At 50.4% G+C, this 23,855-nt stretch carries 23 protein-coding genes; 4 read left to right on the top strand and 19 right to left on the bottom strand.

Going from position 1 to position 23,855, the window contains the following annotated elements; genetic code table 11:
- Positions 1-155 precede the first annotated feature (155 nt).
- A complete protein-coding gene (locus JQC72_RS04715) occupies positions 156-530 on the bottom strand; it encodes an SMI1/KNR4 family protein (RefSeq protein WP_335342402.1) in 375 nt (124 codons plus the stop codon).
- Between the two features lie 6 nt (positions 531-536).
- Positions 537-695: a hypothetical protein gene (locus JQC72_RS04710; RefSeq protein ID WP_205493326.1), complete on the bottom strand. Its 159-nt coding sequence runs from the start codon at positions 693-695 to the stop codon at positions 537-539.
- A 170-nt stretch (positions 696-865) separates the two neighbouring features.
- Between JQC72_RS04710 and JQC72_RS04705 the strand changes: the two genes are divergently transcribed.
- Positions 866-1,087 carry a hypothetical protein gene (locus JQC72_RS04705; protein ID WP_205493324.1) on the top strand — a complete coding sequence of 74 codons (222 nt, stop codon included), beginning with the start codon at positions 866-868 and terminating at the stop codon, positions 1,085-1,087.
- Positions 1,088-1,687: 600 nt separating this feature from the next.
- Here the strand turns inward: JQC72_RS04705 and JQC72_RS04700 are convergent.
- On the bottom strand, positions 1,688-2,854 hold the full coding sequence (locus JQC72_RS04700) for an NADP-dependent oxidoreductase (RefSeq protein ID WP_335342394.1): 1,167 nt from the start codon (positions 2,852-2,854) through the stop codon (positions 1,688-1,690).
- 107 nt (positions 2,855-2,961) lie between these two features.
- Positions 2,962-4,782, bottom strand: a complete 1,821-nt coding sequence (gene asnB, locus JQC72_RS04695; protein WP_205493322.1) for an asparagine synthase (glutamine-hydrolyzing) — start codon at positions 4,780-4,782, stop codon at positions 2,962-2,964.
- A gap of 220 nt (positions 4,783-5,002) precedes the next feature.
- On the opposite strand from asnB, the gene JQC72_RS04690 reads away from it, so the two are divergent.
- Positions 5,003-5,644, top strand: coding sequence for a TetR/AcrR family transcriptional regulator (locus JQC72_RS04690; RefSeq protein WP_205493321.1), 642 nt, complete (start codon positions 5,003-5,005; stop codon positions 5,642-5,644).
- A 156-nt stretch (positions 5,645-5,800) separates the two neighbouring features.
- Here JQC72_RS04690 and JQC72_RS04685 read toward each other — a convergent pair whose 3' ends face one another.
- The 6 genes from JQC72_RS04685 to nadB form a co-directional block, all read right to left on the bottom strand.
- Positions 5,801-7,213 carry a sodium:solute symporter family protein gene (locus JQC72_RS04685; RefSeq protein WP_205493320.1) on the bottom strand — a complete coding sequence of 471 codons (1,413 nt, stop codon included), beginning with the start codon at positions 7,211-7,213 and terminating at the stop codon, positions 5,801-5,803.
- A gap of 788 nt (positions 7,214-8,001) precedes the next feature.
- The gene (locus JQC72_RS04680; protein ID WP_205493319.1) at positions 8,002-8,634 is read right to left on the bottom strand and encodes a hypothetical protein; all 633 of its coding nucleotides are present in this window, start codon (positions 8,632-8,634) and stop codon (positions 8,002-8,004) included.
- Between the two features lie 114 nt (positions 8,635-8,748).
- The gene (gene nadA / locus JQC72_RS04675; protein WP_205493318.1) at positions 8,749-9,852 is read right to left on the bottom strand and encodes a quinolinate synthase NadA; all 1,104 of its coding nucleotides are present in this window, start codon (positions 9,850-9,852) and stop codon (positions 8,749-8,751) included.
- On the bottom strand, positions 9,849-10,700 hold the full coding sequence (nadC, locus tag JQC72_RS04670) for a carboxylating nicotinate-nucleotide diphosphorylase (RefSeq protein WP_205493317.1): 852 nt from the start codon (positions 10,698-10,700) through the stop codon (positions 9,849-9,851). The genes nadA and nadC overlap by 4 nt, the downstream gene beginning before the upstream one ends.
- A gap of 15 nt (positions 10,701-10,715) precedes the next feature.
- Complete coding sequence (locus JQC72_RS04665; RefSeq protein ID WP_205493316.1) at positions 10,716-11,060, bottom strand: L-aspartate oxidase; 345 nt, start codon at positions 11,058-11,060, stop codon at positions 10,716-10,718.
- Positions 11,009-12,220, bottom strand: coding sequence for an L-aspartate oxidase (gene nadB / locus JQC72_RS04660; protein WP_205493315.1), 1,212 nt, complete (start codon positions 12,218-12,220; stop codon positions 11,009-11,011). Before nadB ends, JQC72_RS04665 begins: the two co-directional genes overlap by 52 nt.
- A 238-nt stretch (positions 12,221-12,458) precedes the next feature.
- Here nadB and JQC72_RS04655 point away from each other — a divergent pair, with 238 nt between their 5' ends.
- On the top strand, positions 12,459-13,610 hold the full coding sequence (locus JQC72_RS04655) for a cysteine desulfurase family protein (RefSeq protein WP_205493313.1): 1,152 nt from the start codon (positions 12,459-12,461) through the stop codon (positions 13,608-13,610).
- A 133-nt stretch (positions 13,611-13,743) separates the two neighbouring features.
- On the opposite strand, the gene JQC72_RS04650 is transcribed toward JQC72_RS04655, so the two are convergent.
- The 5 genes from JQC72_RS04650 to JQC72_RS04630 all read right to left on the bottom strand — a co-directional run bounded on the left by JQC72_RS04650 (position 13,744) and on the right by JQC72_RS04630 (position 18,439).
- Entirely contained in the window at positions 13,744-14,529 is a 786-nt protein-coding gene (locus JQC72_RS04650) for a hypothetical protein (protein WP_205493311.1), read from the bottom strand.
- A gap of 12 nt (positions 14,530-14,541) precedes the next feature.
- Positions 14,542-15,333 carry a hypothetical protein gene (locus JQC72_RS04645; protein WP_205493310.1) on the bottom strand — a complete coding sequence of 264 codons (792 nt, stop codon included), beginning with the start codon at positions 15,331-15,333 and terminating at the stop codon, positions 14,542-14,544.
- A 172-nt stretch (positions 15,334-15,505) separates the two neighbouring features.
- Positions 15,506-16,465, bottom strand: coding sequence for a metal-dependent hydrolase (locus JQC72_RS04640; RefSeq protein ID WP_205493309.1), 960 nt, complete (start codon positions 16,463-16,465; stop codon positions 15,506-15,508).
- 254 nt (positions 16,466-16,719) lie between these two features.
- On the bottom strand, positions 16,720-17,676 hold the full coding sequence (locus tag JQC72_RS04635) for a lysophospholipid acyltransferase family protein (protein ID WP_205493308.1): 957 nt from the start codon (positions 17,674-17,676) through the stop codon (positions 16,720-16,722).
- Positions 17,677-17,680: 4 nt separating this feature from the next.
- Positions 17,681-18,439, bottom strand: a complete 759-nt coding sequence (locus JQC72_RS04630; RefSeq protein ID WP_205493307.1) for a GNAT family N-acetyltransferase — start codon at positions 18,437-18,439, stop codon at positions 17,681-17,683.
- 270 nt (positions 18,440-18,709) lie between these two features.
- Here JQC72_RS04630 and JQC72_RS04625 point away from each other — a divergent pair, with 270 nt between their 5' ends.
- A complete protein-coding gene (locus JQC72_RS04625) occupies positions 18,710-19,399 on the top strand; it encodes a hypothetical protein (protein WP_205493306.1) in 690 nt (229 codons plus the stop codon).
- Between the two features lie 66 nt (positions 19,400-19,465).
- Here the strand turns inward: JQC72_RS04625 and JQC72_RS04620 are convergent, their stop codons facing one another.
- From JQC72_RS04620 to JQC72_RS04605, 4 genes are all read right to left on the bottom strand, one after another.
- The gene (locus tag JQC72_RS04620) at positions 19,466-20,068 is read right to left on the bottom strand and encodes a nitroreductase family protein (protein WP_302104505.1); all 603 of its coding nucleotides are present in this window, start codon (positions 20,066-20,068) and stop codon (positions 19,466-19,468) included.
- 102 nt (positions 20,069-20,170) lie between these two features.
- Positions 20,171-20,707, bottom strand: a complete 537-nt coding sequence (locus JQC72_RS04615; protein WP_205493305.1) for a flavoprotein — start codon at positions 20,705-20,707, stop codon at positions 20,171-20,173.
- A gap of 15 nt (positions 20,708-20,722) precedes the next feature.
- Positions 20,723-22,075, bottom strand: a complete 1,353-nt coding sequence (locus tag JQC72_RS04610; protein WP_205493303.1) for a lanthionine synthetase C family protein — start codon at positions 22,073-22,075, stop codon at positions 20,723-20,725.
- Positions 22,026-23,774, bottom strand: a complete 1,749-nt coding sequence (locus JQC72_RS04605) for an ABC transporter ATP-binding protein (RefSeq protein ID WP_205493301.1) — start codon at positions 23,772-23,774, stop codon at positions 22,026-22,028. Before JQC72_RS04605 ends, JQC72_RS04610 begins: the two co-directional genes overlap by 50 nt.
- Positions 23,775-23,855 lie beyond the last annotated feature (81 nt).

Below are 23,855 nucleotides of genomic sequence, written 5' to 3'. Positions count from 1 at the left end.
GTCCGGCTTTTATTTGGTGTCACAGACCGGGGCACTGCCACCCCTGATTTTTCAGTGTAACTGTTTGTTGTCCCGATCCGGGCAAACGGCAGTCAGGTCCAAACACACCATTCCCCGACTGATTTCCCAATTCAATCGGCAGATCATTCCGCGATCTAACGGTTACGATAATAGTGATGGACGTTATATAGCGGCCAATACCAAAACATGCTGCCCTGTGCCACGATAAACCGATCGATCCAAATCTCGAAGTTGAGATTAAGATGTTTGGCATCATCTACGATGCTTGAGTCCCACCACATCAGATAATCTTTCTCACCCCGATTGGCTTTTTCTCCATCAATCATTAAAAAATGTCCATTTTGACCGGCGATGGGATACCAATGATCAAGAAAATACCCGACGATCCCTCGTTTATTTTCGACCTCTGCCAAATGAAACAACTCCATTTCGCCGCCAAACCATGGTTTAAACAAGACCGCTCCGTTATGCATTCGGAGAAATGCCTGGTAGTCTTCTGGTAATTGAATACCTGTTCAATCGGTGAAATTTTGAATTTCTTGCTCAGTTGCCGGTTCATGAAACGCAAACTCAACCTCCATTATCGAACCCTCTTCTTGCTGAATTGTCAGTTTATTGTTTACAAGCCGCTGTTTCAGTCCATCCAGGGTCTTTTGAACCATGGATTTACTCATGGAATCCCTCCTGAATGAAAATCACTTGCACCCAGTATAACGGTGCAGGTGATTTGATGTTAGTAGTTGGTCCACCAAGGCGGTAACGACTGGTTCAAAAGCAATTTCTGACAAGAAACACGTCCAATCTGCAAATCGGCACTGCCGCCGTGAAGGAGAACGATCATTACTTGAAAAATCGAACGTTCGCTATTCCGTTCCAATGCGGTTATTTTTTCGAGGCAGTACCTGCCAATAAAAGACGCTGGAAAATGAATGTTCCCCTGGGTGCAATAAAGTTAAGAATAACATCTTCTCACCTCCACAAGATTGAAGAGGATTTTATGTCGTTAACCGTTGGAGCACTCAGCCCCCCTTTTGCTCATATTCACGCAGGGTTTGATCCCCAGTGAATCATTTAGAAAGAACAAATAGTGGTGTAATAAATATAATATGTTACAATGGTAAATGGATTGGACACCACATTGTGGGTTTTACTCAGCCCTTGTTGGGCTTTTCTTTTTGGTCGACTTTCTTCCCATAAGTCAGAATCCCCCGTACATACAATAGCAGGGGGATTTTTGTATTGATTGAGCCGATGTTGGCACATCAATCCGATCAACCTTTTGACAGTGACAGGTATATCGTTAGAAAAGGGAACAGTGTTGGACGGCGAGCTGATCGTAACCGGTTGAGGTCCGGATTCAGAATCCCACCCAATGCTCCCCGAATAAAAGGGGGAGCAATTTTCTCTGTTTGGGGATTGTGGGAGGTTCCGCCATGGGAGGCTTGATACTCAAGTACAGCACTCTGCCGAACCTCGGTTGGGCCAGCGCTGCAGCTCAGCTGGTGTCCTTGGTTAGTCTTTTCTTGTCACTCGTCTGGTGAAGGAAAAAGTCACGGATAAAGTGGTTAATCAATAATCAATCGGTTTTAGCCAAAAAATATCTGTTATGAGATAAACAAAAAACGCCACAGTCACGTGGTGTGAAAACATCTGTCTCCCTTCCATTTCATTGAACTACGATGCCAATCTTTCCGCGGAGATGCCTCGACTCGCTTACTTCATGGGCTTTTCGAATTTCATCCAGGCGATATTGTTGTTCCACGACGGGACGAATTTTTCTGTTTTCAAGTAAAGTAAGGATCTCTTTCATGTGTTGACCGTTGGGTTCCACCTCTACAGGATCGATACGGATGGCGTATCTTTCTTCCAGGGAAGCATTCGCGGACCCGGCAATGGTGATCAACCTTCCACCAGGCTTTAACACGGAACAACTTTTCTCCAGCGCGGCTCCACCTACCGTATCAAAGACCACGTCAAAATCCGCAAGTTGAGCAGCAAAATTCTGTTTTTGGTAGTCAATGACTTCATCCGCTCCCAGCTCGGAGACAAAATCTTTGTTCCGCTCACTCACCGTTGTTGCCACATAGGCTCCCAGATGTTTGGCCAGCTGGATGGCAAAGCTTCCTACACCACCTGCCCCGGCATGAATCAGCACTTTCTCCCCCTGTTGGAGATTTCCGTGAGTGACCAGGCTTTGCCACGCAGTCAATCCCACCAGCGGGATGGAAGCAGCCTCGACGTGAGATAAATTGCGGGGTTTGGGTGCTAAGTAATCAGCCTTTACGGAAATATATTCCGCATAAGTTCCGTTTTTGGTCAGGTCGGGCATTCCAAAAACGGCATCTCCAATCTGGTAATGTTGGCTTACCTCTTCACCGACGTCCATCACCACTCCGGAAAAATCCCAACCTAAAATGAGAGGGAATTGAAAATCCCGACGACCTTTCAACATCCCTTCTCGTACTTTCCAATCCAAGGGATTGACAGAGGTTGCGTGAATCTTTACCAAAACTTCGTCCTTTTCAACAGATGGAGCGGGAATATCCTCCAGTTGCAGTTGATCGCGACCTCCATAATTTCTTATGACAATCGCTTTCAATGAAGTCCCTCCCAGATGGAGACAGGAAATTTTTGATTTTCGAAAAATACAAATACTGGTATCTGGATAGAATGACATTTTCAATAATGATAAAACATCTATTTCTTTATTGCAAAAGCCACCGCTTCCCTGCAGACGCAGGTGAAGTGATCCGGGAGAACAATGAGGGACAGTATTCATCAGACACGCCATAAGAGACGCTTTGACAGGTGAGCCTGTTCTCTCCGATTCCATTTCAACAATCTCTCCTAAAATATCTATCGCAAAAATGTGTTTCTATCTTCTGCAAAAAACCTGCTACTGTAGTAGTAGCAGGTTTTTGTAGGGAATAACGACAAGGGTTAACGAATGACAATCCCGTATTCTTTCAACCACATATTCACTTGGATCAGGTATTCCAGCAATTTGGTGATTCTGCCGGCATCGAGATCTGTTTGTCCATCGATGACCGCTTCCACTTTCTTTTTGTCGATTAACGGTAATACCGGGGAATTGGCATCAGTCAAAATCTCTTTCATCCAGCGCTTGACCGCTTGGAAATAGTTCGGATTTTGCGCGGTCGGATATGCGCTTTTCCGGCGGTAGAGCACATCGTCCGGCAAATAGCCCTTCAGTGCCCGCCGCAAAATGCCTTTTTCGATGTTATCCACCGTTTTCACTTGATACGGGACATTCCACAGGTATTCCACCAAGCGATAATCGCAGAACGGAACACGCACTTCAAAACCGACATAACTGCTGGTGCGGTCTTTGCGGTCGAGCATGAACGGCAAGAAACGGGTGATAAAGAGATAAGACATTTCCCGCTGGCGCGCTTCCAACGCCGTTTCACCGGGCAACGCCGGCACTTCGGCAATCGCTTCTTCGTATCTCGCCGCCACATATTCATCCGGGCGGGCTTTCTCCAATGCTTCCGGCGACATGACCTTGCTGATGAAACCAGTGCTCACCAGCCACGGGAACGTGCGCGCATTCAGAAACTCTTCCTGGTGGAACCAAGGATAACCGCTGAACACTTCGTCCGCCGATTCACCGGACAAGGCCACCGTCGCATCTTTTTTCATCTCTCTGAACAACAAATACAGCGATGTTTCCATTTCCCCGATTCCCGGCAAATCGCGGGCCCGAAGCGGCACCAGCATGTGCTCCAGCAGTTCATCCGCATCCAGGACAATTGTGTGATGCTCGGTTTTCACATGTTCGGACACCCGCTTGACCCAAGGCTGATCCAAATCGCGGTGGAGCAAGTCTTCTTGGAAATCCCGGTCACTTCCGACAAAATCGAGTGAATACGTATGGAGCGTTTTGCCTTCCCTGCTGAATTCTTTCCCGGCAATCGCCGTCAAACCGCTGGAGTCCAATCCTCCGGAGAGCATCGCTACGAGCGGCATATCGGAAATCAGTTGGCGACGCACGGTATCTTCCAGGATTTCGCGGATGCGTTCCGCAGTCGTCTCCACATCATCCGTGTGCGGCTTGCTTTTCAGTTCCCAATATCGGGTGATGCGTTTTCCTTCCCGCGTGAACACAACTGTATGGCCGGCACGCACTTCTTTCACATCTTTGTACACACCGACGCCGGGAGTGCGCATCGGCCCCATGCCGAAAATCTCGGCCAACCCGTTCTGATCCACTTCCGGTTTGACAGCCGGATGCGCGAGCAAAGCCTTGATTTCAGAAGCAAACAAGACGGCGCTACCGCGTTCGACATAGAAAAGCGGCTTGACCCCCAAATGGTCGCGTCCCAAAAACAGCTTTTGCTCCGCTTCATCCCAAATGGCAAAAGCGAAAATCCCGTTCAAATGATGAACACAATCTTCGCCCCATTCCAAATAGGTGTGCAACAGCACTTCCGTATCGGAGTTGGTCTTGAACACATGGCCACGTTCCTGCAAGAGGCGCCGCAACTCAAGGTAGTTATAGATCTCCCCGTTATATGTCAAAGTATAAACGCGATCCCCTTGGCGATAAACCATTGGCTGCAGACCGCCTTCCGGATCGATCACAATCAAGCGGCGATGCGCCAAAGCGGCCCTTTTCGACAGCCAAAATCCGTCTGCATCCGGTCCGCGATGGCGAATCGCATGAGCCATTTTTTCCAAAACCGGCCGCTCACCGGAAAGGTCTTTTTCCCAATCGATCCAACCGGCGATACCACACATGTGTACCATCTCCTATTCGTGACTGTAATGGAAATCGGCTCCGACTCCATCATGCAATTCCATTTTTTAAACAAACCGTTTTATAAACGACACATTGTCAATTATAATACCGTTAACGGGGATTTCAATGAGCAATCCCTGCTGATTTGTTGATTAAGCGACGAAGGGGATACATTTGTTTATCAATTAACAAAAAGATCAACAAAGGAGGAGAAAACCTATGCCACACAAGTCCCGAAAATTGGATCCCCGTGTCATCCGCACGCGCCAAATGCTGAGAAACGCACTCATCGATCTGATCGGTGAAAAAGGCTTCAGTGCCATCACTGTGCAAGACATCACCCAGCGCGCCACCCTCAACCGCGCCACTTTCTATTTGCATTACCGGGACAAAGAAGATCTGCTCGCGCAAAGCGTGGAAGAGATCTTGGAAGAATTGGTAACCGGAATGAAGAAATGCCGGCTGATCGACTATGACATCGTCGATTCAGACGGAAATGTCATTCAGCCGCTTCCCGACTTGGTCTATGTATTTGAGCATGTTGCCAAACACGAGAAATTTTATCGAGTGATGCTCGGCAATAAAGGGCAACAAAGCTTTTGGTCCCGGCTCATGGACGTTTTTGTCAACGTCTTGGACAGCCGCCTGGAACAAAGCATGACCAAAGCGATCCATCCCAAAGTACCCAAAGAGATCTTGATACACTATGCCGCATCCGCTTATCTGGGCGTCATTTCCTGGTGGCTGAAACACGATATGCCCTATTCCCCCGACTACATGGCCACACAACTGACACGATTGCGGGTCCAGCATCTGCAAATTCCCCCGCATGAACTTCCACCGGAACCTCACGGTTCATAAAACAAAGAAGCCGCTGATCCCAGAACGGGACCAAGCGGCTTTTTGGTCGTCGACCCAAATCAGCAACCTTCATGAGATTCCATTCCCATGCATTCACATCTTTGGAGATTGGAGAAGAACCTTTTTTCCCTGCCGAATTCCAAAGACTATTGGATATTAACTGTGCTCCTGCTTGGCTGTCTCATTGCTGACAACAACTTCTTTCGACGCAGGGATCAGTGAAAGGATGATCATCACCAAGAAGCTGACGGCGATTCCGTACATTATCGGATTGGTTGAAGTAATCCCTTCGATCGCTAACCCGGCGATGATGACCAAAGTGCTGATGATAATCGAATAAAATCCTGCTTTCGCAGTTGCTCTTTTCCAGAAAAATCCCAACACCACAGGTACGAATATGGCTCCGGAGAGAATCGCATACGCTACATCCAGTGCCACTAATACATCTTGAATCCAAATGGCAAAGACGATGCCAGTCAATCCAACCAGCAAAGTTACGACCCTGGAAACGGTCATTAACCGCTTTTCATCTGCATTTTGGAAGAAAAATGGTTTGAGTATATCATTCGTGATTAAAGTGGATGAGGCGAGCAATGTACCTGAGGAAGTGGACATCAGCGCGGAACACACACAAGCCAGCACCAGTCCCAATACACCGGGCGGAAGAATTTTGAGCGCCATGGCTGCGAAAATATTTTGCGGATTATCGATATTGGGTATGACAACAACGCCGCACATCCCTATGATGCTGATCGCAATCGCATAAGCAATACTGAAAACGCCGGCAGCAATACTGCCTGTACGAGAAATCCTTTCTGTTTTTGCCGTAAATGTCCGTTGCCAAATATCCTGGGAAATGATCAAACCAAGCGTGTAGAGCAGGAAATATTGCAAGATCTGGGTAAGTCCAATGTGAGTCAGATCGAAATGAGAATCAGGCAATCTGGAAACCAGATTGGACCATCCACCTGCCGCATATAAGCTCATGGGTAACATGATGACAAAAATGCCGGTGGCTTTGATCACAAATTGAACAATATCCGTTATGGTGACACTCCACATACCACCCAACAGCGTATAAAAAAGGACAATTCCTCCGCCGACCAGCATGGATACATGATCATCCCAACCCAGTACGGCATGAAAAACGGTTCCCATTCCAATCACTTGTGTAACAGAAACCATGAGTGTATAGATACTGGCCACAACGGCACTGAGATACCTTGTTTCAGTATTATAACGTTTACCCAATAATTCGCTGATGGTTTTCACTTTTTCCCCATAGAGTGGCCGGATCATAAAAATTCCCAACAGGAGCATCCCTAATCCAATCATGACCACAAACCACATCCCTGATATTCCATACTGATAACCCAGTTTTGCAGTTCCAATCGTAGATGCCCCACCCAAAATAACCGCCGCCATGCAACCAAAGAACATAAAGAAGCCCAAATTCCTCCCGGCCAGGACATACTCTTCGGTTGTTTTGGCTTTCATTGAACCGTAGAGCCCAATCACGATCATCGTGCCAAAATAAATGAGAATGACAATGATATCAAGCAATTGCATCATAATCCCACCTCATGCGATCTCATCTCTTTCAGGTCTCTCACGGGGCGTACCTTCTCATCTCCCGGCAATTTTCAATCAACTTTTTCTCCTTAGATACCTCAGTGGTGGCCAGAGCAGCCGAACAGGAGACGGGATTCCCGCCAAATGTGATTCCATGTGCTCGTAACGGTCACTGTTTCATCCATTTCCGGGCGGCTACCTGCAACAGGCGATCAGCCGCATTTTGAATCGCCCAAACCACTTCGGGTTGGCGATACCCGGTATTTGTCACGATTCCGAGTAACGTTCCATCTGTCCCGCAGAAATCAACATCCTTCTTCTTTTCACTACCGGCAGGCCTGGATGGTCTTTGGCCATACTTGGTGCAGGCAATTGATGCATTTGTTCAATGAAAGCCACCCAACCAGTTGACACGGCAATTTCCCTTCGCCCTTTTGCACCTTTTCACTATTGCAAGTTTTATACCAATATTATCTTATAGATTATTTTCTAATTTTCCAAATAAATAAAGTTGACTGATTACAAGTGTGATGGCGGTGGAAGGAGTGAACACCACCAGTTGCGCAAACAAATGAATCAGGATAGATCAACCATCAACTGATTCAATTTTGAATAACATTCGGCATACCCTGCATGCTGATTCATTCAAAAATGAATATGCCCGGATGACCATGGAATCAATGTGTCATCACAATTACAGAAATGGCTGTCAGAAAGCCCACGGCGACCATAGGAAGTACCCTACTAACGACCCAAGAATCCCACGTCTTCAGACGTGTGGAGTGTCAATCCAAATACGGTTTGAGCATGGAACCCGCTCCCGGATACACCCGGCCGACATTGTCATCCAAAAAGGTTTGACCGTCTAATCTTTCTGTATAATAAATCTGATATCGTATTCCCGGATAGCGGGAAGAGACGAAGGAAAGCAGTTTCAGGTTCCTGATCTTCCCCTCCACCTTCCCCATTGCATAACGGCCCTTGACAATGCGGTTGATCAATCGAGCGATCACTGTTTGGTCTCTGATGGAAGGATCGTCGGTAAAGTAACTCACAATCGGTGTAGTATCCTCCGCGATGATTTCACGGGGGGCAAGCATTTGGAGATTGATCCCTTTTTTGGACGTATATACGGTGGGTGTGCCTTCAAATTGAGTGGCCAACCACTCCTCCGACAACCCTTTGATACGGTAAACCACCATGTCCTCCGGCTGTACCCGGCCGACGGGTTCTCCCAACTGCGACGAGGGGACACCCAACACTGCTTGTGCCGTATATATTTTCCCCTTGTATGTAAACGAATGGCCATGGTCATGGGTTGGAATGACGGGGAGTCGGTCCGGCTCCCGATCCATGAACTCCGCATTGCAACCCACCAGGAATATCATCAACAGCAACACTACGATACACTTTCTCATCCCTGGCAGCCTCCGCCTTTCGGTCACATTTTTCCGTATGATACCACAAATATGGCAGTTGCGGATGAAAAAAACCGCCTCCCATCAAACAGAGAGACGGTCTTTTACCCGGCATCATTGGATAGCCAGCATCCGATCCAGTGCCACTTTGGACCAGTGAGTGGTTTCCGGGTCCACTTTGATCTGATTGACCACATTGCCTTCCACCAGGTTTTCCAGCGCCCACAACAGATGCGGACGGTCGATCCGGTTCATTGTCAGACAGGGGCACATGGTCGTGCTGAGCAACATGATTTTCTGTTCCGGATGCTCTTGGGCCAAGCGTTGAACCAAATTGACTTCCGTGCCGATCGCCCACTTGCTTCCCGGCGGAGCGGCTTCAATCGTGCGGATAATGTAATCGGTGGAACCATTGTCATCTGCCAGTTGCACCACTTCAAACGAGCACTCGGGATGAACAATCACTTTCATTTCGGGATCGCGTTCGCGGACGCGGTGCACGTGTTCGGGCAGGAATTTTTGGTGTACGGAGCAGTGTCCTTTCCACAGGATCATGCGCACGTCTTCCCGATCACAATGGTAATCCTCAAATTCACCCGTTTCCGGAGCCCAGATAACCATTTGCTCCAGCGTGATGCCCATTTTGTACGCGGTGTTGCGTCCCAGATGCTGATCAGGCAGGAACAAGATGCGCTTTTTCCGCTCAAACGCCCATTTCAACACGGCCTCCGCGTTGGAGGACGTACAGGTCGTCCCGCCATGACGACCGACGAACGCCTTGATCGCCGCCGTGGAGTTCACATAGGTAACCGGGATGACCGTATCACCAAACTCGTCCTGAATCACTTCCCACGCTTCTTCCACCTCGTCGATATCCGCCATGTCAGCCATGGAGCAGCCCGCTTTCATATCGGGCAACACGACGATCTGTTCATCCGTGGTCAGTGTGTCGGCCGTTTCGGCCATGAAGTGAACGCCACAGAATACGATGTATTTGACATCGTGCAGTTTCTCCGCGATCTTGGCCAGTTTCAGCGAGTCCCCACGGTAGTCGGCGAATTGGATCACGTCATCCCGCTGGTAGTGATGACCCAGGATCACCAAATCCGATCCGAGCCGGCGCTTCGCTTCCAAGATGCGGCGATCCAGTTCCTGGTCGGAGAGCGTGCGGTATTCTTCCGGCAAATCCTGATGCACCGCGGTCAACATGTCAATCATCGCTCATCCCCCTTTTCTCCAGTCCAATCCAAACCGATATCCATCGCCTTGGCCGAATGCGTCAACCAGCCGAGCGAAATGCCGTTGACGCCGGTTTCCGCCACTTCCCGGACATTGTCCGGTGTGATGCCGCCGGAGGCTTCCGTCCACACCCGGCCGTCGATCAACCGTACTGCCTCCCGCAGCTCGGCGGGTTCCATGTTGTCCAAGAGAATGGCATCCACGTCCAGTTTCAGCACTTCCCTCACCTGTTCCAACGTGTCACACTCCACTTCCACCTGCACCATGTGCCCCAGGCGTTCCCGCACGCGGCGAACAGCCGCTTCCAAGCTGCCGGCCAGCGCCACATGGTTGTCCTTGATCATGACACCGTGACTCAAACCGTAGCGGTGGTTGGTGCCGCCGCCGACCCGTACGGCGTACTTTTCCAACATACGCAGTCCCGGCGTCGTTTTGCGGGTGTCGAGGATGACGCAGTCCAACCCTTCCACTTGGCGCACGACCTGGCGGGTCACTGTCGCAATGCCGCTCATCCGCTGCATGAAGTTCAACGCGACACGCTCCCCGGTAAGCAGGGCGCGCGTCAGTCCGATCACGCGGGCCACAGCGGTGTATGCCGTCACTTCATCTCCTTCTTCCACCAACCGTTCAAACCGCACATCCGCATCCAACAGGCGAAACACGCGCTCCGCCACGGGAAGACCGGCGATGACACCCGGTTGTTTGGCGATGAAAACAGCCGCGCTCTCATGATGTTCATCCGCCAAGGCTTCCGTTGTGATGTCTCCCGGTCCGACGTCTTCATTCAATGCCGTTCGGATGACAGCATCCAGTTCCAACGGGTTCATCTTCCCCGCTCCTTTCTATACCACGTGGTGTTTTTTCGCCCACTCCTCCAATGTTTCCGGAAAATCCGCCCGATAGTGTCCACCGCGGCTTTCCTGGCGCCACAAAGCGGATTGCAGGATGGCTTGCGACGCGGTAATCATATTGCGGCACTCCCATGCCGAGACCGGCACTTCGCTCTCCAGCTCGCGCAACGCATTCAGCCCTTCAGTCAAGCCCTGTGCCGTTCGAATGATCCCCGCCTTTTCCCACATGATCGTCCGAATTCGATCTTTCCACTGTTCCATTTGCGTACGATCCGTGTACAGCTCTACAGCAGGCACGTGATCCGGCACTTTCTCCCGCGGCGGCAGATGCGCCATCCGTTCCGCCACGCGCTGGGAAAATACGGCGCCCTCCAACAGGAGTTGCTCGCCAAACGGTTGGCACCGTGAACGCCGGTGCATGCCACTTCCCCGCATGCAAACAGGCGAGTAAGCGGCGTTTGCCCGTATGAATCGGTCCGTATTCCGCCCATAATAAAATGTGCGGCAGGTGTGACAGGAATCGGATCGCTTGCCGGATTGATACCGTGCGCTTGGCAATGGCGCTCAATCGTGGGGAATCGACGGGCAAACCGCTCACCGATCACGCCGGCATCCAGAAAGACGCGGCGACCTTTCTGCATTTCACTGTAAATCGCCCGCGACACTTCATCCCGGGGTGCCAGGTCGCCCCACGCATGATATCGCTGCATGAATGCTTCACCACGGTCATTGATCAAGGTGGCACCTTCACCGCGCACCGCTTCCGAAACCAAAAACATCGGATTTTGTTCCACTGCCAACGCAGTGGGATGAAACTGTACGAATTCCATGTCCATCAGCGGCACGCCCGCTCGTCGGGCCATGGCAAACCCGTCACCCGTGGATACGAGATCATTCGTCGTATATCGGTACACTTGTCCGCAACCACCCGTGGCCAGCACGACGCCTCGCGCCAAATACAGCGTCGCACCGGCTTCGGCGTCGGCTGCAAGTACACCCACACACTCTCCGTCGGATACGACCAAATCCACCACCATCGTATGGGAGATCAGGTTGACATGCGGGCGCTTCGCCACCTGCTGAAGCAATGCCCGGGTGATGGCCGCACCCGTCGCATCCCCTTCGGCATGCAGAATGCGCGATGCACTGTGGGAACCTTCGCGTCCCAATGCCCATTGCTCGCCGTCACGATCGAACTTCGCACCCAACTCCATCAGCAATTGAATTGTTTTGGGTGCCATATTGACCAACACATCCACCGATGTGGGATCGCAATGCTGAACGCCCGTCCGCAAAGTATCCTCCCGATGCAGTTCGGGAGAATCTCCCTCGCCGATCGCGGCGGCAATCCCGCCTTGCGCCCGAAACGAATTGCTCGCTTCCTCACGTGCTTTGGTGAGTATGATCACTTCGCCCGTATTTCCCAGTAACAGGCCGGTCATCAATCCCGCGATTCCACTGCCCACCACGATGTAATCCGTTTGTACCGTTCGCATCTTTGTGATTCCTTTCACATAATCAGCTCAACCGATCACTCTTATTGTTGTTATGATACACCTGATTGTCAACTGCCAATTTTGAGCTGGTGAAAACGGTTACGATTCTTTTCCGGAAATGGGGAGGACTTTGTTTCTCCCTTTCGCTATAATGAAAGGGAGTTCAAAAACATTGCTAATCACTGAACAAAAAAGGGAGGGAACAGCGCCGGCCAAGGGTTCCCGGCGTTCAAAACGAATGAAACGGATCTATCTGGACCATGCGGCCACCACGCCCGTTCGGCCGGAAGTGCGCGCGGGCGTTCTCCAATACATGGACACGGAATTTGGCAACCCCAGCAGTTTGCACGATTGGGGACAACACGCCCATGATGCGGTCGAGCATGCACGGGGGCAACTCCTGCGTGCGCTGGGTGCCGAAAGTCCCCGGGAAATCGTGTTCACCGGCGGAGGAACAGAGTCCAACAACCTGGCCATCCAAGGCGCCGCAAAAAAGCGGCGGCACAAAGGGCGACACATCATCACGACACAGATCGAGCACCCGTCGGTGTTGGAAACATGCCGATCGCTGAAGGAGAACGGTTTTGAGGTAACGGAACTCCCCGTTGACGAAAACGGCCTTGTCCGCGTCGAAGATGTGGAGCGGGCCCTGCGACCCGACACCATCCTGGTCAGCATCATGGCCGCCAACAACGAAGTGGGAACCATCCAGCCGATCGCGGAAATCGGGCGATTGCTCCGTAACAAAGACGTGCTGTTTCACACCGATGCCGTCCAGTTTTTCGGCAAGGTCCCGTTTTCGGTGCGGGATCTCCATGTCGATCTGCTGAGCGTCGGCGGCCATAAAATCGGCGGTCCCAAAGGGGTCGGCGCGCTGTACGTGCGGAAAGGCGTCCGCATCTCCCCCATCGTTCACGGCGGCGGACACGAACGCGGTATGCGGCCCGGCACCTACAATGTTCCCGCCATCGTCGGTTTGGGGATCGCGGCCGAACTGGCCGCCCGCGAAGTGGAAGAGACCCGGGAGCGACTCACCCGGTTGCGTGACCGGCTCTGGCAACGGATCAAAACGGAAATCGGGGAAGTGCGGTTGAACGGTCATCCCGAACAACGTTTGCCCAATAACCTGAATCTCAGCTTCCATCGCATCGAGGGTCAGGCGGTGATGCTGGAACTCAACCGGATGGGCGTTGCCGTCTCCAGCGGTTCCGCCTGCAGTGCGGGGAAACATGCCCCCTCCCACGTGCTGATGGCAATGGGACGCAGCCAAGATGAGGCGCACCAGAGCGTGCGGATTTCACTCGGCAGTACAACGACCGAGGAAGAGATTGATGTGTTTGTCGATCAGTTGAAAGAAGTGATCGCGTATCTGCGGTCGTTGATCCGGTGAAACTCCGTATTTTTGCAAATCCGGTTTACTCAGGAGAGGGATCAGCGCTTCCTTGTGACGCGAAGATCAGTCAAAAAGCTCCCTCAAAAGCACAAGGGAGCTTTTATTGTCATTTAAGCCTTTGAGACAACTTTCACAGCGGATACAGGGTCACCCCTTTTTGCCGGCAATAGTTATCCACGTGATTTTTCAACTCTGAAAGCACCTTTTTGGGATCTGCCTTTAATCGGGTCAACTCCCGGTTGTAAAACAATACCCGGATTTTCCCGTTCCCCATCTCCCGGACAGCTTCCGCTCCCAATCGCTGATTGAGGAAGTCCATCACCAATTCACTCGGAACATACCGCTCAAACTGTTGAACCAACTTCTCTACCTCGTTTTTGGTCTTCAATGTGTACAGAGTATCATAGACCCGATCATACAACGGTTTCGGGCGATACAAATAAGCAGGCTTTCCCATAAAGGCGTTCCATTCATCCCCCATCCACAGCTCCTCGATGGCCGGCAGGCTTGCCACATCGGTGAACACTTCCAGCAGGGCTTGGGTTCGCTGTTCGTTAAGCGCGGGATCGTCGGTTTGAAAATACTTAAGTTCGTCGTATTCTTCCACTCTTAGCATTGTTTTGTTTACATTCAGCCGGTTGACATAGATTTCTTCTGTGATTGAAGGATTAAAAAATGTCACGTCATAAAGTTCGTAGTGATCCCGATCGTTTAATACTTCTTCTTTAACCTTATCGATGGAATCAATGTCTCTGATTCCTTCATTGTCCAAGTCAAAGTTCCATCCGTTCAATCGGCGAGCGATCCCCCAATGTTTCATCAAGATCTCAACAACATCCAAACTGATACTAAGGTAATCCTCTTTCAGATAAGACCCCCAATAGGTATATATCAGCCATTTTTCCCTATCTTCCATACCTTTCCCTCCCTACCAGTCGATTTTTCGGATTTTCACCTTAATCTGAAGTGTTTTTTCAAAGGTCTCCTTAATCACGTTCAGTGCTTTCTCCGGTGCATGTTTGGGAACCTTCAGCATGTAAACCACATCCGAATCGGAACGGGTGATTCCCAGCTCTTTGGCTAATTTCAATCGATCTAAGTGGTTTAGAAGATAATTTACAGAACGTTTGTGCTTAATTAACTGGATAAAGCGCTTTTGTCTTGGATCGTTTGCTGCTGGTACCCCTTCCCTAACAAATTGCTTAGGATTCTCCTTTGCCAACTCTGCTAACCGTTCAAAATCCTTTTTGGAATACATCTTTGCCTCTTCTACAATGGTAATACGCCCATCCTGTATTACCATATCATCCGGAATGCCGAAGGTTTGAACTCTACTGCGATCTTCTTTATACGCCATATCCAGTACTTCTTTAAACAAACTATTCGTTTTACTGACCCCCACACTTCCCGGCAACGGATCTTCTCTCTCAAATCGATCCCAGGCTTTATCCTTTTTGGAGCCGGAGTCCTGCACGGCGGTGAACTCATCCGTTTTGGCAAAATGTCGGATATCCCGGTCATGTTCATCCAATTGCCAATCGACCGAAGCACCGCCAGCCGGTTGCAGGCGAGGCCTGAGGAACCATTTTCTCGCCCAATTTTGGATCACGCCCTTGAACTTGCCCAACACCTCATCCAAAACCTTGACAACCGGTATCCGCTCCAACAACTTGGTGGCCGCCAGTACAGCGACGAGTTGTGCCGCTTCCTGCGGCGGCATAAAGAGAAACTACCCAATTTGGGTAGCTGCTGACAAAGTGGACTACCATCGTGATCTCGGGTGGGCCGTTTTCACTCTCCTCTTTCCAATGATTCCAAGGTTGCTTGTGGGAAAACGGCCATCCCTTTTCACACAAGCGGGAAGCCCATTGTATTCTTCCAATATCCATCACTCACACAAACGGCGGGTCCCACAGCCGCTTGCGCCAACCCAACCGATGCCACACCACGTTGCCGTCTTTGTCCAGCCGGACATTGACGCCGAACGGCAGCTTTTTGTCGTACCAAAAGCGAACATCGCTCCATATGACTTCGTACCCGTCTTGCAACTCGCGACAGGTAACGTGCACCCATTGGGCAAAACTGAGAAACGCCCGCACGCCGTCCGTTTTCATGCTCGCGCGGATTGCCGGGTTTTCCCGCTCCTTGGGATAGAAATCCTCCACCCGAACAGAACGCCCCGACACTTTCCCCGTATAAAACCCATCCTCCGTCTCTACGACAAACAGCCAATGGAACCAGTGAAACGTGGGCAATACGTGGCAAACTCCCGCCAAACCAGTTTCCCTGTGCACCCGGTCGATCACCCGCCGATGATGCCACGTGCGAACGGCGATATACCCGACGGTGACGGCATACACCCAGCCGAACACCTGACGCGGATCGGCTCCCTGGTACCACCACCACAACCCTCCCAGATGCACCACAAACAAAAACGGCTCAAAGATCGCCAAAATATCGAGGTGGAACCATTTTTTCACGAACGGTCGGGCGATTTGCACCCCGTAGGTATTAAACAAGTCCAGGAACACATGAAAGACGACGGACAGCCAAATCCAGCCGTACAACGTCCAAAAATGATCCCACACATGATATCCGGCGGCCAACGGAACACCGATCACCGCCGGCCAAACGAACCAGGCGGGAATCGAATGCGTTACCCCCCGGTGGTGGCGAATGTAGGCGGAATATCCCTTCAACCGCACCACGCTGTCAAAATCCGGCGCATTGGAACCCACCACCGTTCCCACCATCACCGCCTGGGCCAGGGTCGGGTCGCCGGATACCGCCGGGTCCAGATACGACAGCCCGGCCATGGTAAATCCGAACAGCAGATGGCTTCCCGTATCCATTCACATTTCTCTCCTTTCTCATGCTGAACGCTTCCCAAACAAAACAAGAGAGTGAGACAATCCATCCCCGGTGTGCCCGTGGGATGGGTCACCTCACTCTCTTTCCCCCGCTTCCCGTTTCTTTCAAAAACGTCCCCCCATACAGAAGGGCGGGAGTGGACACCTGTCCCCTTTTTCCCACCCGACCTGCAAACGACGACAAATCGCCCGTCACAAACGCGCTCGAAATCATTGACTGACGAACTTGTTGATGCTTACGGAGAAACGGAAACCGGGTCGATTTCATCCGAACTCCCTCCATCATCCACAACCCAATCACCCGCCGAATCAAAGCGGCGATCAACATCAAACCAGTAAAACCATTGCTCAGGACAGGCACGAATCGCTCTTTCCAGAAAACCGTTCAACCGGTTGGTCGCTTCCAAGGTTTGACCGGAATCGAAATACTTGTACAGGTGAACGGGCGGTTCGATCACCACGCGATGACAGAAACCCTGCTCACGGTATCCGTAAAAGGGGATCACCGGTACCCGCTCTTCCAAAGCCATCAGGGCCGCTCCCCTGGGACTGCGTGTTTGTCTGCCGAACATCAGCGCGTGCGGAAAATTCGGTCGCCAAAAATCTCCCAAAAGCAGAATGACACCGCCTTCGCGCAGATGTTGCCGCAACCTGCGCAAAAGCGTCAGCGGCGGGGTATTGTCATAATCCAATCCTTGGCATCCGAGTGCCTGCATGCGGAGATACAGGGGGCGCAACTCATCACTCCCCGCCGTCACGACCGTCAGGCAGGGATAACGCTGTGAGAAGTACCAGTAATAATAAAAATAATTACCGACATGAGGAGTAAACAAAATGGCCCCTTTTCCACTCTCCAGCACGCGTCTCAGATGTTCTTCCCCTTCGACGGTAAATCTTGCACGGCTCCCGACCAACTCGGACGGTACATCGACCAGAATCTCGTATAAGGTAAGGACCCCGTGCTCAAAATACCGCCGGACGATGCGACGGATTTGCCCGGAAGTTCGTTCCGGCAACAATCGGGACAGGTTTTCCCGTATTTTCCGTCTCATCGCAAAACCCACCGCATAGAGCAACAAGCCCCCCCACCGGCACATCCGTTCAACCAACGGGAGCGGCATTTGCCGCAACCACTGCGTGACTGCCTGCATCCACCGTTCATTCTTCGTACATCTGGCGATCCATTCGTACAAACCATTACCTCCCCTCCAAAAAGTGACGCTGATACCGCCTGATCACGCTCGACGTTTCCAGCACCACCAACCAATCGAATGTACCAAAGATCGGGTCGTATGCGGGTTGGGCCGCCAGTTTGGCTCCCAGTCGACCATACCCTTTGATCAGCGGAGGAATGGTCCGCATGATCGCTTTCTCCTGGCCCGTGATATCGATGCGTTCCAAACCTTCCACCCGTCGGTCAGGAAGCGGTCGAATCCCGAATTCGTCGGTCAACATGCCCTTCCAATGCAACCAACTGTAAACCCGGTTCAATTCTTCCCGTCCCATCGACGGCAAACTGGCACAACCAATGAGGTACTGAAACCGGTGTCGTTTCAGATAATCCGCGATACCGGCCCACAAATATTGAATCGTTTTCCCGTCGCGATATTCCGGAGCCACGCAACTCCTCCCCAACTCCAATGTGACCGGTGCCGCGCTTTGAAAAGCGGAAAGGTCAAATTCCGTCTCGGAGTAAAATCCGCAGCGACGAGCCCGGTCACCCGGCAACAAACGATATGTACCGATCACTTCCCCACTTTCAGGTTCCACGACGATCAGATGGTCGCAATACGGGTCATAGTGATCGCATTCCAACCGTTGGGGATTGCGTAGTAACGAATTTTTCATTTCCTCTACAAACACACGGTAACGCAACCGGAAGGCTTGTTCCCGCTCCTTCTCATTTTCCGCCAACTTCACTGTCAACGGGGTAAGTGTCTCCATCGTTTTCGCCATGAGGGACCCCCTCCTTGGGGAATTGTCTGCTTACCGGGAGCAAACGAATTGTATCAAACGCCTGTGTAGTGAAGATTGAGTCCCTATTGTGCAATCGTTAAAAAACAGAGAGCTTTTCCGATCGGAACACAAATGTACAAGCAACTTCCCGCTATGATTGTCAAATATCTCCTAACTTTGACACGAATTACATTTCCGCTGGTACAGACAAGCCGCCTGCAATTTGATACAATGGCCGGTGAATAGGGTTGGAAAGGAGGGAAGTGTTCAATGCCGACGAGAGCGGAACGTCGAAAACAGTTGAAAAAGCGGAGGAGAATGGTATTTGCCACCGTAACGGGATGCTTCCTGTTGACCGGCTTTATCCCCGCACAAACGGCGCAAGCGCCTGTCGGACAACATGTGTTGAAAGAAATCACCGGCGATCATTACACCTATACCCCGTCGTCCGTAACTACTTCCAACGATCAACAACAACCCGTTGTCCATCCGTCAGGCCAAACCGATGCGTCCAAAAAACATGCATCCCGACCTGCCGACCATTCGTCCCAATCGTCCGATTTGCCGGTGGTTGCGACAAAACCGGAGAACAAACCATCCGCCACAGCACCTACATATGAACAGCCCAATACAAATGCCAATCATACCAACGAGGCCACTTCCACAAACGACAGGCAACAACCCGCATATGAGCCGAACCCTTCACCGGCATCGGAACCGTCATCTTCTGATCAACCGTCACGGAAACCGCGCCGGGATGATTCGGGTCAGCCATCCCAAACCGAACCAAGCAATCCGCCGGACTCCGAATCACCACCGCCACAGGAGAAACCACCTCAACCGCCCGATGATCAACCGGGCGACGACGGCCAAGGAAATGACGACGACAACAGGGATAACGGATTGGTTGAGGGCATACTGAACCCGTTGCTGGACACGGTGAACAAAACCTTGCCATGAAAAAGGGAACCGGCATCCGATGATGCCGGTGGGACTGCTGACAAAGGCAGGTCAGCAGTTCTTTTTTTACACATACCTGACAATCCTGTGCAGCGGGTGACGGTGATGCGAATGCCCTTCCTCCGCCCGTTTTCCAATGGCGATAATCGCAGGAATTTGCACATGGCTTGGCAGATCAAACAACTGGCGTATCCGTTCCGGATTGTATCCATACATGGGCGAGGAGTCATAACCCAAGCTGCGAATCGCAATTAACAGATATCCAAGGACAATGTTAGACTGCGCAACTCCCCACTGTCCTCGTTGCTCGGCTGATTGCGCTCCAAATACTTTTGGAATGGTTTCTTTTAACCATTGTTTCCCCTCTTCCGGCATGTCCGGGTGGATACACTCTTCGATATGGGCAATGGCATCTTCCATGTCACTTGTCAGGATGATAACGACTGGAGCACTTTTCACTTGGGGGTGTCGATTGGCAGCCAAATGCAATTCCCTTTTTTTCTCCGGATCCATCACAACGATAAAACGCCAGGGCTGTATGTTCCACGCACTGGGTGCCAAGCTGGCTAAGCGCAACATTTCCTCGATATCTTCCCTGGGAATGGGTTCTTGTGCGTATTTGCGAATGCTGCGGCGTGTTTCCATCGCCTCTTTTACGGACATGGACATCCTTATTTCCCCCTCAGTTTTGAGTCACAAGGAATACGGATGATCTACATGAACTGGCCTTTCTTTTACGTTTGGAGGGATGTCTGATTTCCGGTCACCATTTCATAAAGATGTTTCATTACCACATCCTTGGAAGGAATCGTGTAGTTGGGGCCCATCTCTCCCGAAGCGATCTCGTACGCCATGGTCCGTACGGGCGCAACAACCTGATCCCCGTCTTGTTCCAGCATCCTGACGTTTCGTTGTTTTTTTCCACATCCGCTCGTTCATGTTTGGAAAATAGAGAATGGGATCAGGATAGGCGAGAATGACCGTAGTCAGCAAATTGTTTCCCAAACCATGGGCAGCCTGTCCGAGAATGTTGGCGGTCGCAGGCAACACGATGAAGACATCAGCCCATCTCGCCAACTCCACATGGCTGACTTCCTTGAACAGTTCCTTTTCGTCGGTGTAGGCCCCCGAACAAAGCAGGTTCACTGTTTCCCTCGGAATCAGTCGATCTGCTGATGGTGTCATGACCACCTTCACCGCTTTGAAATAATATGAAAACATGGACAGATAGGAAGGAAGCCCCAAAACGGATATGGAGCCACTGACACCTACCAATAAATTTTTTGATTTCAACAGATCCAGATCCATTTCGTTCACGTCCTTTTATGAAATAAGAAAGGCTGCATCCCAATCCCAATATTTTTCGTCCTTCAGGCTCATCAATGCCAATCCGATACCCGAGACGCCTTCCAGCAGCCCCGCTTTGTCCAATCTTTTTCCACCTTCGATATCCTGATATCCAAACGGGGCCTCTTCCTGAAACATGCCCATCACCTGCACCGCAAGTGTTTCCGCATGCTGAATAAAACATTCCTCCCCGGTCTCCCAAGCCATCCTGATCAATATCTGCATCAAACCCGTTTTTCCGTGACAAAAAGTGGGGGATTCAAGTTTCTGCAACTCCTCCGGTCTGGACAGACTCGCTTTTAACGACCGTATGGCAATGTCTTTCAGATCGTCATCCTCCAATGCCTTTCCAGCCAGATACATGGAGCGGGAAACCCCGGGAGTTCCATAACACCATGCTTCTCGAGTAAAATATTTTTCCGATTTTTTCTCCTGTATCTCATCTTCAAACCGAATCCGGTCAGGCCACAATGGACCGTATTCATCCTCATGCATCCTTCTCAATAACCAATCGCTGATGTTCCGGATCGTTTCCAATTGCTTGTCCACTCGATAATTTCTGAGTGAAGCCAATGACAGGAGAGCGAGCGGACCCGGAATGCCATGTGCCATGCCGCAATTAAAGTTTCCATGAGGAAACAGGGTCATTTCCCGTTCGAGGAACTGGTATTTCCGAGGGATAAACCATCCCGGAACCATATGGTTGTCCACTTCTGTCATTTCGCACAACTCGATCAAATAGTGGAGAACTTTTTCAAGGGCCAGGCTCAACTCACCGTTTTGAGGGTTATTGAGCAAATATCTGCCTATACCGCTCAATCCGGAAATGACATCATAAACTTTTGGACTCACCCCTCGTTCTTTTTTTCTGCGTTCCCGATCCCTTTCTATCAACCGATCGACTTCCCTGATGATGGCGGTATTGACCAAGTCGAGAAAACGGACATATCGTTCACCCTCTCTCGAAGCAGCCTGACAAGCAAAAGCAACTCCTGAAAGACCCGAAAACAACGAAATGCTCCCGGCCCCTTTTTCCTCCAAATATTCTTTTATTTGCAGAATATGTTGATGCGCATGATAATCCCACTGCTGCCCGGGTTCGTACCAATCCCAATGGGCAAACAGGAGAACGCACCCCGGGTAGCCATGAGAAAGACTGATATCCCCCCAAGGAGTCGCCCCCGTTACCGAAACATTGTCCGGTTGTTTGACAATCCGCCTTACAGCGATCGGGTCGATCAATCTTTCGGAAATGGTTTGGCTTATCTCCATTGCCCTGTCAGCAAGAACCGGGTTGATTCCCGAGCAACCCGTCAGTCCCTCGCCCAATTTGAACCCTCCTATCCGGAACGCTCGTGAAATTGTGATTCACATAGCTCGATGCTTGTTTGGTAAACATCTCCGCGTACAATTGATTCTGTTTCATCAACTCATCATGAGATCCCATCTCCACAATTCTCCCCCGGTCTAATACGATGATCTTGTCAGCATACCTTGCCGAGGACAAACGATGAGATATGAATATCCCGATCCTGTTGCGCACCAAATCCTTGAATTTGCGGAATACTTCGTGTTCCGCCTGAGGATCTAAAAACGAACTGGGTTCATCCAAGATGTATATATCCGCATCCCGTACATACGCTCGGGAAATTGCCACCCGTTGCCACTGTCCACCAGACAACTGATAGCCTCCCTGAAACAGTTTTCCAAGTTGGGTTTCCATTTTATCAGGAAGCGATTGTAATAATGGATGCAATCCCGCTTTTTCTGCCGCTGTCAAAAGGGAAATATCATCATTCATTTTTTGGAGATCGCCAAAACCGATGTTTTGACGCAATGGCATTTCATATTTGACAAAATCCTGGAAAACACTTCCGATTCTGCGGTTGATTTCATCAGGATCATACTCCTTGACGGAAATGCCATTGATTCGGTATTCTCCTTCAAAATCGGTGTACATTTGGGTCAGTATTTTAATAAGTGTAGACTTTCCGGAACCATTGGGTCCGACAATAGCCAAAGTCTCCCCGGTTTTTAACTGAAAGCTGATCCCGTCCAATGCATAATGATCGGTTTGAGGGTACCGAAATCTGATTTGACGAAACTCTATGTGTGAGATGGGGTGTTGCAACTTTCTCCTTGGCAGATCCATTTGCTGTTTTGACTCCGTCTTCATGTCCAGATATGAGAACAACTGTTCCAAAAACAGGTTGTGTTGACACAGAAGAAGTAACCCCTGCGTCAAACTTTGGACAGTAGACAAGGTGAGACTGATAGCTTGCAGGTAACTTACCATGTTGCCGATCAGGATTTGTTTGAAATACGCGGCTTTTAAGATAAAATAAATGATGGTCAGAACGACGGCATAGTTGATGATCTGATACAAAAAAGAAAGCGTTCTCCTTTGAGCGGCAACTTCCTTATCCTGAGAAATAAACCGGTTGTGAATCTCCTGATATTTCCTGATCAGATAAGCGCCCAATTGATACAGCTTGATTTCCTTGAAGGAAAAATCTCGGGTCATGATATAACTGATGTACCATGCCTCCCGCATCTTGGGTGCCCTTTGCCACAGGTACAAAAATTCCTTCTGACCCAACCTCAAAAACAAGGGAAAAAACAACACGGGAACAACCAGTATCATGACGGCTGCCCACCAATGCCAAAAGAATAAGATTGAGACGGACGAAAGCAATGTAATAAACCCTGAGAATACAGCCATTACCTGCTTAAACACATCGTATATTCGAAACTTGGACTCATTTTGGACTCTCTTGATCTGATCCTGCACTTCGTGGTTTTCAAAATCGCGGAGATGCAAGACGGCTGCTTTCTTCATCACCAATATGTCCACATGGTAAGACAAAGCGGTTTCAAAAATTTTTTCAACATACACCCGCAGGATGCTGCAGGTTTCATTGAAAATCATGACACCCCCCAAGACGGACAGGGCATAAATCACCTGAGAAAATCCCTCATTCCAACTCAAGACGACATTGTTGACCACTATTTGGGTTGCTAAGATCAAGATCGTGGGGGCGGCCCCCATTAGAATTGACAGAAAGATCATGGTGAGAAACTGAAATCGGGCAACGCTCCAAATGATCCG

Source organism: Polycladomyces zharkentensis, from assembly GCF_016938855.1.
Lineage (GTDB): Bacteria > Bacillota > Bacilli > Thermoactinomycetales > JIR-001 > Polycladomyces > Polycladomyces zharkentensis.
Note: the sequence above shows the minus strand (reverse complement) of the source record. Positions and strands in the feature narration are given on the sequence as shown.

Bases quoted from the DNA above. Each gene is read 5' to 3' on its own strand.
- JQC72_RS04710 (WP_205493326.1), bottom strand. From the start codon at position 695: ATGAGTAAATCCATGGTTCAAAAGACCCTGGATGGACTGAAACAGCGG.
- JQC72_RS04700 (WP_335342394.1), bottom strand. From the start codon at position 2,854: ATGGAATCGGAGAGAACAGGCTCACCTGTCAAAGCGTCTCTTATGGCG.
- asnB (WP_205493322.1), bottom strand. From the start codon at position 4,782: ATGTGTGGTATCGCCGGTTGGATCGATTGGGAAAAAGACCTTTCCGGT.
- JQC72_RS04690 (WP_205493321.1), top strand. From the start codon at position 5,003: ATGCCACACAAGTCCCGAAAATTGGATCCCCGTGTCATCCGCACGCGC.
- JQC72_RS04685 (WP_205493320.1), bottom strand. From the start codon at position 7,213: ATGCAATTGCTTGATATCATTGTCATTCTCATTTATTTTGGCACGATG.
- JQC72_RS04680 (WP_205493319.1), bottom strand. From the start codon at position 8,634: ATGAGAAAGTGTATCGTAGTGTTGCTGTTGATGATATTCCTGGTGGGT.
- nadA (WP_205493318.1), bottom strand. From the start codon at position 9,852: ATGATTGACATGTTGACCGCGGTGCATCAGGATTTGCCGGAAGAATAC.
- nadC (WP_205493317.1), bottom strand. From the start codon at position 10,700: ATGAACCCGTTGGAACTGGATGCTGTCATCCGAACGGCATTGAATGAA.
- JQC72_RS04665 (WP_205493316.1), bottom strand. From the start codon at position 11,060: ATGGCGCATCTGCCGCCGCGGGAGAAAGTGCCGGATCACGTGCCTGCT.
- nadB (WP_205493315.1), bottom strand. From the start codon at position 12,220: ATGCGAACGGTACAAACGGATTACATCGTGGTGGGCAGTGGAATCGCG.
- JQC72_RS04655 (WP_205493313.1), top strand. From the start codon at position 12,459: ATGAAACGGATCTATCTGGACCATGCGGCCACCACGCCCGTTCGGCCG.
- JQC72_RS04650 (WP_205493311.1), bottom strand. From the start codon at position 14,529: ATGGAAGATAGGGAAAAATGGCTGATATATACCTATTGGGGGTCTTAT.
- JQC72_RS04645 (WP_205493310.1), bottom strand. From the start codon at position 15,333: ATGCCGCCGCAGGAAGCGGCACAACTCGTCGCTGTACTGGCGGCCACC.
- JQC72_RS04640 (WP_205493309.1), bottom strand. From the start codon at position 16,465: ATGGATACGGGAAGCCATCTGCTGTTCGGATTTACCATGGCCGGGCTG.
- JQC72_RS04630 (WP_205493307.1), bottom strand. From the start codon at position 18,439: ATGGCGAAAACGATGGAGACACTTACCCCGTTGACAGTGAAGTTGGCG.
- JQC72_RS04625 (WP_205493306.1), top strand. From the start codon at position 18,710: ATGCCGACGAGAGCGGAACGTCGAAAACAGTTGAAAAAGCGGAGGAGA.
- JQC72_RS04620 (WP_302104505.1), bottom strand. From the start codon at position 20,068: ATGTCCATGTCCGTAAAAGAGGCGATGGAAACACGCCGCAGCATTCGC.
- JQC72_RS04615 (WP_205493305.1), bottom strand. From the start codon at position 20,707: ATGGATCTGGATCTGTTGAAATCAAAAAATTTATTGGTAGGTGTCAGT.